The organism is Natronoarchaeum philippinense, assembly GCF_900215575.1.
Lineage (GTDB): Archaea > Halobacteriota > Halobacteria > Halobacteriales > Natronoarchaeaceae > Natronoarchaeum > Natronoarchaeum philippinense.
The window spans coordinates 602,983-618,353 of the sequence record NZ_OBEJ01000001.1 but is presented as its reverse complement, the minus strand read 5'-3'; the positions used below and the strand labels follow the sequence as shown (position 1 = coordinate 618,353).

Below are 15,371 nucleotides of genomic sequence, written 5' to 3'. Positions count from 1 at the left end.
GCGCGGCCGCCGCGACCGGACTACTCCACGAACGCCGGCGCTACGTCGCCCTCGGTTGCGTACTCGACGAACGCGAAGCCGTCGCGCTCGTCGCGGGCCAGTTCGGTCCAGAGCCGGCGGTCCCAGTCGGGAAAGTACGTGTCGCCGTCGTAGCGCTCGCGGATCTCAGTCAGCAGCAGGCGGTCGGCATCGGGGAGGAACTGCTCGTACACCGTCGCGCCGCCGATCACGAAGACGGGCTCGTCGGACGCCGAGTCCGCCGCTTCGATCCGTTCGGCGGCGGCGTCGAGCGCGGCCTCCGCACTCTCGACGACGGCCACGCCCTCGGGGGCGTCGACGCCGCTGCGGCTGAGTACAATGTTCGGCCGGTCAGGGAGTGGCCCCCCGAGATCGTCGATGATGCTCTCGTAGGTCACCCGACCCATGATCACGGGATGTTCGGTCGTCGCGCGCTTGAAGTGGGCCAGATCCTCGGGGATGTGCCACGGCATCTCGCCGTCGACGCCGATGACGCCGTTTTCTGCGACTGCTGCGATCACGACCAGTTCCATCTATTCGGCCACCTTGAACGAGATTCCGGAATGCGATTCGTAGTCCCGCAGTTCGATATCCTCGTACGCCAACTCGTCGAGGGGCTTGTCGGCGACGTGGATCTCCGGTCGGTCGAGCGGGTCGCGGGCGAGCTGTTCGAGCAGGCCCGGAACGTGGTCGTACCCCTCGCCCTCGGGCGCGGTCGCTTCGAGCCACGCCTTCACGTCGCGGTACTCCTCGTCTGCCTCGACGGCGTCGAGGCGCTCACGGAGCGCCGGGAGGTTCTCCTCGTACCACGCGCCCCGGTCGCCCTTGCCGCAGTAGATATGCGAGTCGACGACGGTGTGGGCGAACTTGCCGACCTCGAAGTCGGTCCGCTGGGCGATCGCGGTCGCCAGCAGCGAGTAGGCGGCGATGTTGAAGGGAACGCCGAGCGCGATGTCGCCCGAACGCTGGGTGAGATGCACGTTCAGCCGGTCGCCTTGGACGTTAAACACGAAGGTGTAGTGACACGGCGGGAGCGTCGAGACGGTCGCGTTCGCGGGATGCCACGCGTTGACGACCATCCGGCGGGAGTGGGGGTTCTCCTCCAAGGTGTCGAGCACGTACTTGATCTGGTCGAACGTCCGCTCGTCCTCGTTGACCCAGCGGTGGTCGTCGTCGGGCCACGTCTCCCCGTCGAGCCCCTCGTCGGGGTAGGGGAACCGTCGCCAGAAGCGGCCGTAGGCGGTGTCGAGTCGTCCCTCCTCGTCGGCCCACGCGTCCCAGATGCCGGTCTCCTCGCGCAGCGTCCGGATGTGTTCCTCGCCCGAGAGATACCAGAGGAACTCGTGGATCAGCGAGTTCCACCGGTAGCCGTCCATCTGCTTGGTCGTCAGCAGCGGGAACCCCTCTTGGAGGTCGACCTCGTAGTGGCGACTGAACGCCGAGACGGTGTCGACGCCCGTCCGGTTGGGCTTGTAGGTGCCCTCCGAGAGGACGGAGTCGACGAGATCCAGATACTCCTGCATGAGCGAGTAGCAACCGTCACAGTCTCAAAGACGTACCGATTTGTGCCGTCGCTGCCGGGTCCGGGCGGTCGCGTCGGCGTCCCGGCGCCGAAAACGAATCACGTTCGTGTACAGGACAGAGTCGGCAAACAGCAACCTTTACACTACCGTGCGTACCCGTTCCGGGTATGACAGAGACCGTTCTGCTGGTCGGCGGCGGCGGCCGCGAGCACGCGATCGCGCGCGCACTGGCCGAGTCCGACGCGACGCTGTTTGCCTGCGCTGGCAACCGAAATCCCGGCATCGCCGAGATCGCCGAGGGCGTCGAGACGCTCGACACGACCGATCCCGAAGCGGTCGTCGAGTACGCCGAATCCGTCGACGCGACGCTGGCCGTGGTCGGCCCCGAAGCGCCGCTGGCCGCGGGCGTCGCCGACGCGCTCGACGACGCCGGCGTCTACGCGTTCGGCCCGCAGGCCGAGCAGGCCCGCATCGAGACGGACAAGTCGTTCCAGCGGGAGTTCATGGCTGAACACGACGTGTCGGGCTGTCCCGACTTCGAGGTGTTCGAGGACGGCGAGGCCGCCTGCGAGTACATCGACGAGTACGACGGCGACCTCGTCATCAAGCCCGCGGGCCTCACCGGCGGCAAGGGCGTGAAGGTGATCGGTGATCAGGTCACCGCCCAGGAAGGCAAGGAGTACATCCGCGAGTCCGAGTACGATCGGATCGTCCTCGAAGAGCGACTGGTCGGCGAAGAGTTCACGATTCAGGGCTTCGTCGCCAACGGCTCGCTGCGGATCACGCCGGCCGTGCAGGACCACAAGCGCGCCTACGAGGGCGACGAAGGCCCCAACACCGGCGGGATGGGCAGCTATACTGACGCCTCCTTCCAGCTGCCGTTCATGGACGAGGGCGACTCCGCCGAGGCGCTGGCGATCATGCGCGAGGTCGTCGACGCGCTGGAGGGGTACAAGGGCGTGCTCTACGGCCAGTTCATGCTCACCGCCGACGGCATCAAGGTCGTCGAGTTCAACGCTCGCTTCGGCGATCCCGAGGCGATGAACACGCTGCCGGTGCTGGAGACTGACTTCCTCGACGTGCTGGTCGCGGCCCGCGATGGCGAGGCGCTGCCCGAACTGGACTTCGCCGAGCAAGCGACCGTCTGCAAGTACGCCGTCCCCGACGGCTACCCGACCGATCCCGACGCCGGGGCGAAAGTCACCATCGACGAAGATAACGCCGGCGACGCGATCCTCTACTACGCCAGCGTCGACGCCCGCGACGACGGCATCTACACGACGACCTCCCGATCCTACGCCGTCGTCGGGGTCGAGGAGTCGATCACCGAAGCCGAAGCAGTCGCCGAGAATGCGCTCGAACGCGCCGGCACCGAAGGACTGCGCGTGCGCCACGACATCGGGACGCCGGAACTGGTCCAGCAGCGTATCGACCACGTCGAGCGCCTGAGCGAATAGGGCGGTTAGGGAGCGGATACTCACCGCTTCGGTTCTGTTATTTGCCAGTTATTTTCCAAGTACATACTCTATAACTAAGCGGGATGTCGGCAAAATCCCGAGTGATGAGCAAACCGACTACGCCGGGCAACGGCGACGAGCCGACCGCCGCAGCGTCCGAGTACGCGCGCGCTCGCACCGGGCGTTCGACAGTCGGCGACGCCGCCGGTCGGGCCGAAACCGAGCGGGACGGGTACGTCGTACGCCCGTATCGGCCGAACGACAAAGAGCAGTTCTTCGAGCTGTACGAGGCAGTCTTCGGCGAGCAACGCACCGACGAGTGGTTCTCGTGGCGATACGGCGGCCCCTACGCTGATCGGCCCCGGATGTTCGTCGCCGAGCGCGCGGGCGAGCTAGTCGGTGCCGAGCCGTTCATCTCCTTTGGCATGCGAGCGGGCGACGAGACGACGCTGGCGATCCAACCTGCCGACGCGATGGTCCACCCGGACCACCGTCGGAACGGACTCTTGACGCGGATGACCGAGCGCGCGCTCGAGCACTTCGGAGACCGCGAACCGTCGTTCGTGTTCAACTTCCCGAACGAGGAAGCAAAGGGCGCTTACCTCAAGCTCGGCTGGGTGGAGGTCGGATCGGTAGCGACTGCCTACCGGATTCAAAACCCCTCACGCTTCTTTTCGGCGTCGTCCGCAAATCTCGATGCTGTCGCCAGCACGGCCGCAGATGCCGGCGCGACGGCGTTCCACCGCGTCCGGGACGCCGTGCGGACGACCGACGGCTCGATCGACGTTCGGCGTCACGACGGCGTCCCAGCCGGCCGGCTCGCTTCGCTGTACGGCGAGGCCGTTCCCGAGCGCATCCACACGCCCCGAACAACGGCGTTTCTCGACTGGCGCTACGCGAACCCGAACTGGGATGCTCGAACGTACACCGCACATCGGGGAGGGGACCTGCTGGCGGCGCTCGTCACCGTCGACGAGCGCGGCGACGGCCTGCGAACCAAGAAAGTACTCGACGGCTTCCCGCTGGTCGGCCAGCGAGCGCGCTCGAACGCGTTCTCGGCGCTCCTCTCGGCGGTCATCGGTGATGCCGACGACGCCGATATCGTGACTGTCGGCGCCGACACGCTTCCGAACGCGGTACTCTCAGAGCACGGGTTCTACTGGGACGACCGACCGCCGCTGTCGCTGCTCGGATCGCTCACCACCGTCGTCGCGCGCCCCCTCTCGCTGACCCAGCCGACCGACTGGACTGTCGGGAACTGTGATCTCCCCGAGCGCCGGGACTGGCGGCTTCCGCTAGCCGAACAGGACTGCTCGTCGTGATCGTCCCCACTCTGGGCAGCGGCGTCGAACGCCGACCGGTTTATGTGTCGAGTTCGCCAACAGTGTGCCAGTGAGCGACGACCCACGCCACGAACGGCTCGCCCGCCACGGGACCGCCGGCCCGCTGAACTCGCTGCGACACTGGCCCGATGCCCGCCACCCGCTGCGAGTGATGCTCAACTACGTCGTGATCGTGATCTGCCGGATCTCGCCGAGCCTCAAGCTCAAAAGCTGGTTGCTTCGCCGCATCGGGGTCACGGTCGGCGAGGGCGTCTCGTGGGGACTCGAATCGACGCCCGATGTGTTCTGGCCCGACCGGATCACCGTCGAGGACCACGCTATCATCGGCTACGACGCCACGCTGCTGTGCCACGAGTTCCTGCAGGACGAGTATCGGCTGGGCGACGTTGTCGTCGGCGAGCGCGCGATGATCGGCGCCGGCGCAATCGTGCTTCCCGGCGTCGAGATCGGCGCCGGCGCGCAAGTCGCCGCGAACTCGCTGGTCGTCGAGGACGTGCCGCCGGGCGAGACGGTCGCCGGCGTCCCGGCGACGCCGATCGGCAACGGGTCGATGTCCGATTCGGAGGGCGGATCGACGGCGTTCGACGGCGGTGACGGCTCCCGAGAGTGACGCCGATCGGGCGGCGCCATCGGACGTTCTCGTGAACGATAGCGTCGCCGCTGGCGGGCTTCGATAGAGAGAGCACGCTTATCAGCCGACCGCGATAAGATGCCGTACAGTTTATTTGTCTAACAAATGTTATTTAGTGGAGCACTGAGGAGGTGGCGTCAGAGACCCAGTCCAAGCAGCACGAACATGATGCCGGTCAGACCGACTGCAGTAGCGTAGATGACCGTCCGCATTTGCTGTTTCTCCTCGACACCCGTCGAGTCGCGCTCCAACTCTCGTACGGAGACCCACGGTCGGACTCGGTTCATCGCGTCGCTGATCGTATAGACGGCGAAAGCAATCAAGAAAACGCCGAGACCAAGCACGGCGAGCTTCATAGCCCAGAATATGTTACAGAATCTATAAATATTTTGTGCGAGTCACACTGGTTGGCCGTGCTGTATTAGCTGCTGTGTAATACGCACACCAATCTACCTTTTCTTTCTGGGCCAAAAAATTGGAATAAATCGGCGTTCGGGGCGTCCAACGCGTCGGATTCCGAGAAAAGCGTTCACGTCCCCTCCCGTGGCACCATCTCACGTGAGCGACGACAACTCGAACCTCGTCGCCGTACAGGCAGACGACATCGAACTGGAGGGCGAACTGATCATCCCGGAAGGGGCCGAGGGGCTGGTCGTGTTCGCCCACGGCGCCGGGAGCAGTCGGCACAGTCCGCGAAACAACTTCGTCGCCGAGTCGCTCCGGGAGCGCGGGCTCGGAACGTTGCTGTTCGATCTCCTGACCGAGCAGGAGGATCTGCACCGGGCGAGTCGCTTCGACATCGACCTGCTGACGCGGCGGCTGGACGCCGCGACTGAGTGGCTGCGCGGTCGCGACGACGCCGTCGATCTGCGGCTCGGCTACTTCGGATCGAGCACCGGCGCCGCGGCGGCGCTGCGGGCGGCGGCGCGTCGTGACGATATTGCCGCCGTCGTCTCCCGGGGCGGCCGCGTCGATCTCGCCACCGACCAACTGCCATCGGTGACCGCGCCGACGCTGTGTATCGTCGGGGGCGACGACCAACAGGTGCTGGCACTCAACCGACAGGCGCTCGGCCGACTCGACGCCGAGAAGAATCTGCACGTCGTGCCGGGTGCAGGTCATCTCTTCGAGGGAACGGGCGAACTCGAAGAAGTTGCGACTGTCGCAGGCGAGTGGTTCCAGCGACACCTCTCTGGAGAGCAGTACGAATAAAAAAGCGGCGTCGCTGACGGCCTACAGCAGGTCTTCGACGGCGTCTGCGACTTCCTCGGGCGTGTCGCCGACCTCGACGCCGGCGTCGTTGAGCGCCGAGATCTTCGACTCGGCGGTGCCCGTCCCCGACCCGGAGACGATGGCGCCCGCGTGGCCCATGCGCTTGCCCGGCGGCGCGGTGCGGCCCGCGATGAAGCCGACGACCGGCGTGTCCATGTTCTCGGCGATGTAGCGGGCGGCCTTCTCCTCGTCCTCGCCGCCGATCTCGCCGCACATGGCGACCGCGTGGGTGTCGGGGTCGTTCTCGAACTCTTCGAGGGCGTCGATGAACGTCGTCCCGATGATCGGGTCGCCGCCGATACCGATCGCGGTCGACTGGCCCAGCCCGCGGTCGGTGAGGTTATCGACGACTTGGTAGGTCAGCGTCCCCGAGCGGGAGACGAGACCGACGTTGCCCGACGAGAAGATGTTGCCGGGCAGGATGCCGAGCTTGGCCTCGCCGGGCGTGATGATGCCGGGGCAGTTCGGGCCGATCAGTTTGGTGTCGACCTCGGAGAGGCGCTTGTTGACCCGCGCCATGTCCTGTGTCGGGACGCCCTCGGTGATCGCCACGGCGAGATCGAGCGAGGAATCGAGCGACTCCATGATGGCGTCGCCGGCGAACGCCGGCGGGACGAAGATCACGGAGGCGTCGGCGTCTTCGGCGCGTGCGGCCTCGTCGACGGTGTCGTACACCGGGACGCCGGCGACCTCTTGGCCGCCGCGGCCGGGCACCGCGCCGCCGACGACGTTGGTGCCGTACTCCATCATCTGTTCGGCGTGGAACTTGCCTTCCCCGCCGGTGATACCCTGCACGATAACGCGCGTGTCGTCGTCTACGAGAACACTCATGCTTCCACCTCCTCGGCGTGCTCGACGGCACGCTGTACCGCGTCTTCGAGCGTCTGCTCGACCGTTACGAGATCCTCGTTGAGGATCTCCATGCCCTCCTCCCAGTTGGTGCCCGCGAGGCGAACCGTCACGGGCTTGGGAATCTCGTCGAACTGCTCTAAGGCCTCGTTGATCCCCTTGGCGACCTCGTCGCCGCGGGTGATCCCGCCGAAGATGTTGAACACGACCGAGTCGACGTTGTCGTCCGAGAACACCATGTCCAGCGCGTTGGCGATCCGTTCGGCCTTCGCGCCGCCGCCCACGTCGAGGAAGTTGGCGGGTTCGCCGCCGTAGTGGTCCACGAGGTCCAGCGTCGTCATCACGAGGCCGGCGCCGTTGCCGATGATGCCGACGTTGCCCGAGAGACGGACGTAGTCGAAGCCGTACTCGTCGGCCTTCTGTTCGAGTTCGTCGCCGCCCGCGGACTCGTCTTCCATCTCGGCGAGTTCGGGCTGGCGGAACAGCGCGTCCTCGTCGATGTTCATCACGGCGTCGGCCGCGATGACCTCGTCGTCGCTGGTGACCATCAGCGGGTTGATCTCGGCCTCGCTGGCGTCGCTGTCAGCCCAGAGCTGGTACAGCGTCCGCAGGACCGACGCCGCGTCGATGGCGACCTCGCGGTCGACGCCGGCCTCGAAGACCGCGCGTCGTGCCTGATAGGGCTGCATCCCGAAGGCGGGGTCGACGTGCTCGCGGACGATCGCGTCGGGATCCTCCTCGGCGACCTCCTCGATGTCGACGCCGCCCTTGGTCGAGACCATCGCCACGGGCTGGCCCTTGTTGCGGTCCATCGTGATGCCGACGTAGAGCTCGTTGACGAAGTCGACGGCCTCCTCGACGAGCACGCGGTCGACGTGGATCCCCTTGAGATCCATCCCCAGAATCGACTCGGCGGCGTCGCGGGCCTCGGCCTCGCTCTCGACGAGTTCGATCCCGCCGGCCTTGCCGCGCCCCCCGACTTGCACCTGCGCCTTGACGGCGACAGGGTAGCCGATCTCCTCGGCGGCAGCAACGACTTCGTCGACGCTCTCGGCCAGCTGGGACGCTGGCGTCGGAATTCCGGCGTCGGCGAAGACCTGCTTCGCCTGATATTCGTGAAGTTTCATGCAGTTATACGAGCCGTTCCGCCACGCTTAAAGCCCAGCGATTTCGGCTCTTGCTACCGGCTGCCGTGGGTCGGCTACTCTCGGTCCGACGCGCTGTCTTGGCGCCCCGATGCGACGCTGTACTGCCACACCCCGACGCGGCACCGTCGGCATCTGCACGCAAACGGCGGCCAACCCTCGTTAGCGGCCTGCAGGTCCCGTCTCGGACCCCGCCGCCGTCGCGTGGTAACGCCTCCCGTCCCAAGCGCGTAAACGAAAGCCCTTTTATCCACCCGTGGGTTAGAGATGAGTGCAGCAAGACACCGCGAGCGTGGGTAGCCAAGCTAGGCCAACGGCGCAGCGTTGAGGGCGCTGTCCCGTAGGGGTCCGCCGGTTCAAATCCGGTCCCACGCATCGCAATGGCGGTACAACCGCCGACGATGCATACGGTGCACTCCCTTGGGACTGCACCCACGCACCATCCTTCCGAAGCAAAGTTAGAAGACCCATCTGTGGGTCCGGCGGTGAGCGGTCGACGTCGTCGAACGTGACCAGCGTCACGAGCACAGTTCTCGTGAGCGAAGCTCTTCCACGCGAATTGACGGAAGTCCAAATCCGGTCCCACGCATCGTCTGCGAACCTGCGGTTCGCAGGCTCGGAAATCTCTGATTTCCGGTGCAATGGCGGCTCAGCCGCCGACGATGCATACGGTGCACTCCCTTGGGACTGCACCCACGCACCATCCTTCCGACGCTAACTGAGAAGTGGCTTCTGTAGTCGGTCGACGTTCGATACCGGGTACGAAAGTCGTTTGATGTCCCGCAGCCCTAGGACCGCCAGTGACAGACGACGAGTTCTCCGCGTCCGCCGACGATCCGGGCGCCGCCGACGAGACACACGACGCCGACGCCGGCGAGCAGTTGGATGGCGACGGCGCGGCGCAGGACGCCACCGAGCCACAGGACGCCGATACCACAGCGGCGTCGTCCGGCGAGGACGCCGATGACGGGGCGGCGTCGCCCGACGGCGAGGACGCCGATGCTGAAGCATCGTCTGCCGAGCCAAGTGTCGCACTCGACGAGTTCCACGACGCGCTGGAGGACGCCGGACGCCCGGTCGTCACCGCCAGCGAGGTCGGCCGGTCGCTCGACCACAGCCAAGCTGAGGCCGTCGACGCACTGGATGGACTGGTCGAAGCCGACGACGTGCGCCGCGTCGATGTCGAGACCGATCCGGTGGTCTGGTACCCCGCGGAGTGGGGCGAACTCGCCGACCGCGAGCGCGTCGTGCCGTTCCCGAAGCGCCGCGAGATCGTCGTCGACAAGCCAACCCAGTTCACCCGGGCGCAGCTCTCGCAGTTCGCCCACCTCGCCGATGTCTCCGGTAACGAAGCCTACCGCTACGAGATCCGCAAGGAAGACATCTGGCAAGCGCCGTACGACTCGTTCGACCGGCTGCTCAAAACCGTCCGACAGGTGCTCCCCGAGCGTCTGGACGGGCTAGAGGAGTGGATCGAAGACCAATGGGATCGGGCGCGGCAGTTCCGCCTGTTCACCCACGAGGACGGCTACACCGTGCTCGAAGCCCGGAGCGCCGAGTTGATGGGCAACGTCGCGCGCCAGAAGTTAGACGAATCGCAACTCCGCGCCCCCATCTCGGACACCGAGAGCTGGGTCGCCGAGGGATCGGAGGCGGCGATCAAGCGCCGACTGTACGAGGCCGGCTACCCCGTGCAGGACCAGCGCGATCTCGACGAGGGCGACCCGCTGGACATCTCCTTACGCATGAACCTTCGGGGCTACCAGTCCGACTGGGTGACCCGCTTCGTCGACGCCGGATCTGGCGTGCTCGTCGGCCCGCCGGGCAGCGGGAAGACCGTCGCCGCGATGGGCGTCATGGAGGCCGTCGGCGGCGAGACGCTGATCCTCGTCCCGACGCGCGAACTCGCCAGCCAGTGGCGCGACACGCTGCTCGCCCACACCGATCTCGACCCCGACCAGATCGGCGAGTACCACGGCGGTGAGAAGACCGTCCGACCAGTTACGATCGCAACGTACCAGACCGCCGGGATGGATCGGCACCGCCAGCTGTTCGATCAGCGCCGGTGGGGCCTGATCGTCTACGACGAGGTTCATCACGTCCCCGCGGACGTTCACCGGCGCAGTGCCGACCTACAGGCCAGCGCTCGGCTCGGCCTCTCGGCGACGCCGATCCGCGAGGACGACCGCGAGAAGGAGATCTACACGCTGATCGGACCGCCGATCGGCACCGACTGGGACGCGCTGTTCGAGGCGGGCTACGTCCAAGAGCCCGAGGTCGAAATTCGCTACGTACCGTGGGACGAGGAGACCTATCAGGACGAGTACGCCACCGCCGAACGCCACGAGAAGCGCCAGCTCGCCGCCGCGAACCCACAGAAGATCGAGGAGGTGCGCGAGATTCTCGCCGACCATCCCGGCTCGAAGGCGCTGATCTTCGCCGACTACATCGATCAGGGCGACGCCCTCGCCGAGGCGCTGACGCTGCCCTTCATCAGCGGCGAGATGCCACACGCCCGCCGGGAGCGGCTCTTCAGCCAGTTCCGGCGCGACGAGCGTGATGCGCTGATCGTCTCCCGGGTCGGCGACGAGGGGATCGATCTTCCGGACGCCGACCTCGCAATCTTGGCGTCGGGGCTGGGCGGGTCGCGCCGACAGGGCTCCCAACGCGCCGGGCGCACGATGCGGCCCTCGGGCAAAGCGCGCGTGTTCGCGCTCGCCACGCGCGGGACGACTGAAGAAGAGTTCGCCCGGCGACAGCTCCAGCACCTCCAGTCGAAGGGCGTGCGCGTCCGCGAGGTCGACAGCGAACTCGACGACGGCGTCTGACCGCAGGCACGCTAAGAGTACGTGGATTAGTTCGTGTAGTACTCGCGTTGTTCGCCGGTCTGTCGGGCATCCAGCCCCGGTTCGAGCGGGCCTAGGTCGCCGGCCAGCGCGACCGTCTGGGCGTCCCCCCGAGACCGCTCGATGAGTCCGACGCTCTCTAGCTTTGGCAGGTGGACGTGATGGAGCGATAACTGCACCTGTCGAAGCCGGTCCTCGTCGACGTCGGTGGGGCAGTCGTAGTCGCCCTCACGGACCGCGACGGTGGCGGCAAGTTCGGCGTTCGAGAGTTCACAACTTCGCTGGCGCAGGATCGAGAGGACGTGGCGCCGTCGCGAGCTTTCGAGGACTTCGAACACTCGGCCGGGCGTCAGCTCCGGGCTATGGGTTTGGTCGTCGCCGCCGTTGAGTCCCGATTGCATGCCTGGACGAACGCCACACGCGAGGATACCTCCAGAGCTTCCATATGAAAGCAGTTTATACGTTCCTGTGGCGTGGGTCGACGCCTTCGTCCGGTTTCGACGCCGGCGCTAAAACAGCACGTGCAACAACAGGTAGACCACGATGCCGAGGGCAAAGGAGATGAGCCACAGCGCCGCCGCAACCCGGCCGACACGCGCGTGGTTCGTCGACGGAAGCGCGCTCGCCGGTCGAGTTAGTGCGAGTACCAGCGCGTAGTACACGGGCGGGAGCGAGGCGATCGCAAGCAGGATGTGAATCGCCAGCACGGGGTAGTAGACGAACTGCTCGATGGCGTCCGGGCCGGCGAACGATGCGGGTCCGATCAGCGTCACCCGGTAGAGGTACATCGCCAAGAACCCGACGAACAGCGCGAACGACGTGCCCATCAGCTTGCGATGGCGCTCCACGTCGCCGCGACGGATCGCCCGCACGCCGGCCGTGATCGTCCCGATCGCGGCGAGGCTCACCACCGCGTTCAGCGTCGGAATGGCGTCTAACACCGCGTCCGGCGCCCGCGGGATCAGGGCCGTCGGGATGGCCTGCAGCGCGGCCGCGAACACGATCACCAGCGAGACGACGCTCAGTATCCCCGCCGTGAGCGCAACGTTGTCCCCGATTCGGGCTTGCATATCCGGCCCGTTGGGACCGGTCGGACTTACCCGTTAACATGTGGGGCGGCTCCCGCCGCACTCGTTCGGGCTAGAGGTACGAGGCGTCCCAGCGCGAGGGCTTGCGTGCGTTGCCACACTCGCCACACTCGATGCGGCCCATCGAGTTCATCGCCGTCGCCAGCGACTCGCAGTTCCCGCAGTAGTACCCAAAGCGGTCTTCGAGTTCTCGATCGGAGTAGGCGACGAGGAACGGGGCCATCGTGCCCGTCTCCGTGTCCTCGCGGTCGGCGTAGACGGTTCCGTCGTCGTCGGTTGCCACCTCGATCAGGCGCTCGTCAGTGCCCTCCTCGCCGCGCCCGCCGGCCGGCACCGTCGCGGTCAGTCCCGAGGGAACGCTCTCGACGTAGATGTTCTCGACGTGTCGCTGGCCGTCGATCTCGATCTCGCGCTCGTCGACCGTCTCGAAGCCGTGGTGTCGGTAGAAGGCGTTGCCCTCGCTGTTGTCCGCGAGCACCATCCCGCGCAGCACGTCGACGCCCCGCTCTTCGAGGGCGTCCCGCGTCTCGTCCAGCAGCGTCCGGGCGATGCCTTCGCCCCGGTAGTCGGGATGGACGTGGAGCCAGTGGAGGTCCCCGGTCTCGTCGTCCCCGACGACGACGGCGTCGGCGAAGCCGACGATCGAACCGTCGCGCTCGGCGACCAGAAACTGGCGTCCCTCGACGGCGACTGCGGCGTCGATCTCGTCCTCGCCGTACCACTGCTCGACGGCGGCGTCGATGGTGTCCGGACTCATCGAGTAGGACGCGTACATCGACTGCCGTGCGACCTCTCTGATCGGCTCCCCGTCATCGACTTCCGCTCGACGTACGTCCATGGTATCACGTACCGTGCAAACGGAGTTAAAACTTCGTGGATCGAAGACGGACGTTCGTGCGCTCGATGCCGGACGCCGAACTCGCTCTAGTTGGCACCCTCGACCGCTTTCAGCCGCCGATCCGTCCGATCCACCGGCCGATCGCACGCCGGTAGGCCAACTCTCCGGTCGCGAGCATGAGGACGCCGCCGCCGGCCAGCGCGGCCAGTGCGGTGCTCGACAGCGGCGCCAGCACGAGGCCGACGACCAGCGCCGGCACCAGCGTCGCGGCGACGGCGACGGTGAAGACGGCAAACAGCACCGTATCGAAGAGGAACTCGGCGGGGTCGAAGCCGGCGAGGAAGGTCGTCAGTCCGAGCAGGTACTGGTGGAAGCCGACGAGCAGCGCCAGCCCGGCGACGGCGTCGACGAGGCGCGCGTCGAAGAGCAGTGCGGCGATCAGGAAGTATCCAATCGCGGTCGGAAGCCCGACGAGCGCGGCGACGCGGCGCTTGGCGACGAACAGCTCCTCGACCGCAAGGGGGTACTGCAGGTACGACTCGGCGTCGTCGTACTGGGTGACCCAGTTGTACGTCGTAAAGGCCGACAGCCCCAGCAGGGCGCCGAAGGTCGCGCCGGTCGAGGGCTCGACGCCGGTGATCCGCCCGGCGAGTTCGACCAGCCCGACGCAGACGCCGAAGATCACGCCGCCCGAGAACGGCACCTTCCAGAGGCCGCCGTCCGAGCGCGCGACATCGAGGAACGTCTTGGTCGTCAGGCCACGCTCGTCGCCGAGGCGCGCTCGCCAGCGCTCGAAGGCAGGATCGACCGTTCTGGTCGCCCGCGATGTCGACGGCTCGAACGCGACGACGCCGATCAGCGCGGCGAAGCCGACGGCGCCGGCCGTCCCGACGGCGGCGACCGGCGAGGGAGAAGCAAAGAGCGCGTACGGCGTCGCGCCGATCCAATCGGCGCCGGCGACGTGGACCGCTCCAGCACCGACCGCGAGCACGCCGGCGACCAGCCACCCGGCGACGCCGCGCGAAGACAGCCCCAGCAGCGCGAGCGTCACGACCAGCCCGAGCACGAACGTCGCAGAGAGCGATCCCCACAGCACCGGCACCTGCGCGAAACCGAGCTGTCCGGAGAGAGCAGCCGGAAGAAAGGCGAGCGACGCCGGCAGGACGAACAGAATCGAGTAGTACAGCGCGTCTTTGAGCAGAAAGTGCAAGAGGAGGCGCCGCCGGGAGACGGGAAGCGTCCGCGCCGAGAACACGAGCAGGTTTATCTCGCCCACCAAGTTGTCCATGGCGTCCCGGCCGACCAGCCCGATTGTCCCGGTGTGGAGGCCGAACGCGAACACGAGCGCGTGGAGGCCGGCGATCGTGGCGTCGACCGACGTTCCCGTCTCGGTCAGTGCGACGACGGCGGCGCCGGCGAGCACCGCGATCAGTACCGGAAACGCGGCGAAGCGACGCCCACCGAACAGCTCGGCGTGAAGCCGCCACTCCTCGCGAACCATGCCGGTAAAGAGCGTCCGGTCGAGATTCCGGCTCATCGAGAACCCCGCATGGTCAGGCTGTCGGCGTCGTTTCGCGCCGGTCGAGCTCCGGATCGTCGCCGACTTCGTCGACGAACGCGTCCAGCAGCGACTCGTCGGCGTCCATCTCGGCCGGTCGCCGTTCGGTGACGAGCCGTCCGTCGCCGACGACGCCGACTCTGGTACAGATTTCCTCGGCGACCTCGATGTGGTGCGTCGAGAGAAACAGAGCGTTGCCATCGGCCCGGTAGGACTCGAAAAACTCCTTGACGCGGGCCTGCACGATCGGGTCGAGGTTGGCCAACGGCTCGTCGATGAAGACGACATCCGGGTCGTGCAAGAACGCCTGCGAGATCATCACCTTCTGCTGTTGGCCCCGCGAGAGGTCGGTCGCCATCGCGTCGAGTTTGTCCTCGAACGCGAGGCGGTCGGCCCACTCGGCGATGCGATCCGACAGCGTCTCGGAGTCGATATCCCGAACCTGCCCGACGAACTGAAAATACTCGCGCGGGCTTTGGAAACTCGGTGGCGACTCCTTTTCGGGGACGATCCCGACTCGACGCCGCGTCTCGATCGGCTCGGTCGCGGGGTCGGTGCCGAGCACCGACAGCTCGCCGGCATCCGGCGTCGCCTGACCGGTCAGTAACTGGATCGTCGTGGTCTTGCCGGCGCCGTTCGGCCCGAGCAGACCGAACGTCTCGCCGGGTTCGACCGACAGCGAAAGCCCGTCGAGCGCGAGAAAATCCCCGTAGGACTTTCGCACGTCCGTCATGCGGATGCAACTCATGATCTGGCATACCTCTAGCCCGCCCGGTAATAATAGCTCTGCCACACGAGAAGCA

At 66.6% G+C, this 15,371-nt stretch carries 15 protein-coding genes and 1 tRNA gene; 6 read left to right on the top strand and 10 right to left on the bottom strand.

All coding sequences use genetic code 11. The features are described 5' to 3' along the window. Positions 1–20: 20 nt before the first annotated feature. Positions 21–551, bottom strand: coding sequence for a dihydrofolate reductase (locus tag CRO01_RS03160; protein WP_097007653.1), 531 nt, complete (start codon positions 549–551; stop codon positions 21–23). Then, positions 552–1,541, bottom strand: a complete 990-nt coding sequence (gene thyA / locus CRO01_RS03155; protein WP_097007652.1) for a thymidylate synthase — start codon at positions 1,539–1,541, stop codon at positions 552–554. Between the two features lie 167 nt (positions 1,542–1,708). Here thyA and purD point away from each other — a divergent pair, with 167 nt between their 5' ends. From purD to CRO01_RS03140, 3 genes are all read left to right on the top strand, one after another. Continuing rightward, entirely contained in the window at positions 1,709–2,998 is a 1,290-nt protein-coding gene (purD, locus tag CRO01_RS03150; RefSeq protein ID WP_097007651.1) for a phosphoribosylamine--glycine ligase, read from the top strand. A gap of 104 nt (positions 2,999–3,102) precedes the next feature. Beyond that, a complete protein-coding gene (locus CRO01_RS03145) occupies positions 3,103–4,320 on the top strand; it encodes a GNAT family N-acetyltransferase (protein WP_179747381.1) in 1,218 nt (405 codons plus the stop codon). A 64-nt stretch (positions 4,321–4,384) separates the two neighbouring features. Continuing rightward, positions 4,385–4,951 carry an acyltransferase gene (locus tag CRO01_RS03140; protein WP_097007649.1) on the top strand — a complete coding sequence of 189 codons (567 nt, stop codon included), beginning with the start codon at positions 4,385–4,387 and terminating at the stop codon, positions 4,949–4,951. Between the two features lie 158 nt (positions 4,952–5,109). On the opposite strand, the gene CRO01_RS03135 is transcribed toward CRO01_RS03140, so the two are convergent. Beyond that, a complete protein-coding gene (locus CRO01_RS03135) occupies positions 5,110–5,328 on the bottom strand; it encodes a hypothetical protein (RefSeq protein WP_097007648.1) in 219 nt (72 codons plus the stop codon). Positions 5,329–5,530: 202 nt separating this feature from the next. On the opposite strand from CRO01_RS03135, the gene CRO01_RS03130 reads away from it, so the two are divergent. Further along, positions 5,531–6,184 (top strand): dienelactone hydrolase family protein, encoded by a 654-nt coding sequence (locus tag CRO01_RS03130; RefSeq protein ID WP_097007647.1) that lies wholly within the window; start codon positions 5,531–5,533, stop codon positions 6,182–6,184. 21 nt (positions 6,185–6,205) lie between these two features. Here CRO01_RS03130 and sucD read toward each other — a convergent pair whose 3' ends face one another. Both sucD and sucC read right to left on the bottom strand, forming a co-directional pair. Further along, on the bottom strand, positions 6,206–7,075 hold the full coding sequence (sucD, locus tag CRO01_RS03125) for a succinate--CoA ligase subunit alpha (protein ID WP_097007646.1): 870 nt from the start codon (positions 7,073–7,075) through the stop codon (positions 6,206–6,208). Continuing rightward, entirely contained in the window at positions 7,072–8,220 is a 1,149-nt protein-coding gene (gene sucC, locus CRO01_RS03120; protein WP_097007645.1) for an ADP-forming succinate--CoA ligase subunit beta, read from the bottom strand. Before sucC ends, sucD begins: the two co-directional genes overlap by 4 nt. Positions 8,221–8,528: 308 nt before the next feature. On the opposite strand from sucC, the gene CRO01_RS03115 reads away from it, so the two are divergent. Together CRO01_RS03115 and CRO01_RS03110 are read left to right on the top strand one after the other, a co-directional pair. After that, a tRNA-Leu gene (locus tag CRO01_RS03115) sits at positions 8,529–8,613 on the top strand. 506 nt (positions 8,614–9,119) lie between these two features. Beyond that, complete coding sequence (locus CRO01_RS03110) at positions 9,120–11,066, top strand: DEAD/DEAH box helicase (RefSeq protein ID WP_097008319.1); 1,947 nt, start codon at positions 9,120–9,122, stop codon at positions 11,064–11,066. Between the two features lie 26 nt (positions 11,067–11,092). Here the strand turns inward: CRO01_RS03110 and CRO01_RS03105 are convergent, their stop codons facing one another. The 5 genes from CRO01_RS03105 to CRO01_RS03085 all read right to left on the bottom strand — a co-directional run bounded on the left by CRO01_RS03105 (position 11,093) and on the right by CRO01_RS03085 (position 15,316). Continuing rightward, positions 11,093–11,485, bottom strand: coding sequence for a DUF7344 domain-containing protein (locus tag CRO01_RS03105; protein WP_097007644.1), 393 nt, complete (start codon positions 11,483–11,485; stop codon positions 11,093–11,095). Positions 11,486–11,593: 108 nt separating this feature from the next. Beyond that, a complete protein-coding gene (locus CRO01_RS03100; RefSeq protein ID WP_097007643.1) occupies positions 11,594–12,154 on the bottom strand; it encodes a DUF420 domain-containing protein in 561 nt (186 codons plus the stop codon). 70 nt (positions 12,155–12,224) lie between these two features. Further along, positions 12,225–13,010, bottom strand: a complete 786-nt coding sequence (locus CRO01_RS03095; RefSeq protein WP_097007642.1) for a GNAT family N-acetyltransferase — start codon at positions 13,008–13,010, stop codon at positions 12,225–12,227. A 109-nt stretch (positions 13,011–13,119) separates the two neighbouring features. Further along, positions 13,120–14,547, bottom strand: coding sequence for a hypothetical protein (locus CRO01_RS03090; protein WP_097007641.1), 1,428 nt, complete (start codon positions 14,545–14,547; stop codon positions 13,120–13,122). A gap of 16 nt (positions 14,548–14,563) precedes the next feature. Then, positions 14,564–15,316, bottom strand: coding sequence for an ABC transporter ATP-binding protein (locus tag CRO01_RS03085; protein ID WP_097007640.1), 753 nt, complete (start codon positions 15,314–15,316; stop codon positions 14,564–14,566). Positions 15,317–15,371: the final 55 nt, after the last annotated feature.

Bases quoted from the DNA above. Each gene is read 5' to 3' on its own strand.
- CRO01_RS03160 (WP_097007653.1), bottom strand. From the start codon at position 551: ATGGAACTGGTCGTGATCGCAGCAGTCGCAGAAAACGGCGTCATCGGC.
- thyA (WP_097007652.1), bottom strand. From the start codon at position 1,541: ATGCAGGAGTATCTGGATCTCGTCGACTCCGTCCTCTCGGAGGGCACC.
- purD (WP_097007651.1), top strand. From the start codon at position 1,709: ATGACAGAGACCGTTCTGCTGGTCGGCGGCGGCGGCCGCGAGCACGCG.
- CRO01_RS03145 (WP_179747381.1), top strand. From the start codon at position 3,103: ATGAGCAAACCGACTACGCCGGGCAACGGCGACGAGCCGACCGCCGCA.
- CRO01_RS03135 (WP_097007648.1), bottom strand. From the start codon at position 5,328: ATGAAGCTCGCCGTGCTTGGTCTCGGCGTTTTCTTGATTGCTTTCGCC.
- sucD (WP_097007646.1), bottom strand. From the start codon at position 7,075: ATGAGTGTTCTCGTAGACGACGACACGCGCGTTATCGTGCAGGGTATC.
- sucC (WP_097007645.1), bottom strand. From the start codon at position 8,220: ATGAAACTTCACGAATATCAGGCGAAGCAGGTCTTCGCCGACGCCGGA.
- CRO01_RS03105 (WP_097007644.1), bottom strand. From the start codon at position 11,485: ATGCAATCGGGACTCAACGGCGGCGACGACCAAACCCATAGCCCGGAG.
- CRO01_RS03100 (WP_097007643.1), bottom strand. From the start codon at position 12,154: ATGCAAGCCCGAATCGGGGACAACGTTGCGCTCACGGCGGGGATACTG.
- CRO01_RS03095 (WP_097007642.1), bottom strand. From the start codon at position 13,010: ATGGACGTACGTCGAGCGGAAGTCGATGACGGGGAGCCGATCAGAGAG.
- CRO01_RS03090 (WP_097007641.1), bottom strand. From the start codon at position 14,547: ATGAGCCGGAATCTCGACCGGACGCTCTTTACCGGCATGGTTCGCGAG.
- CRO01_RS03085 (WP_097007640.1), bottom strand. From the start codon at position 15,316: ATGAGTTGCATCCGCATGACGGACGTGCGAAAGTCCTACGGGGATTTT.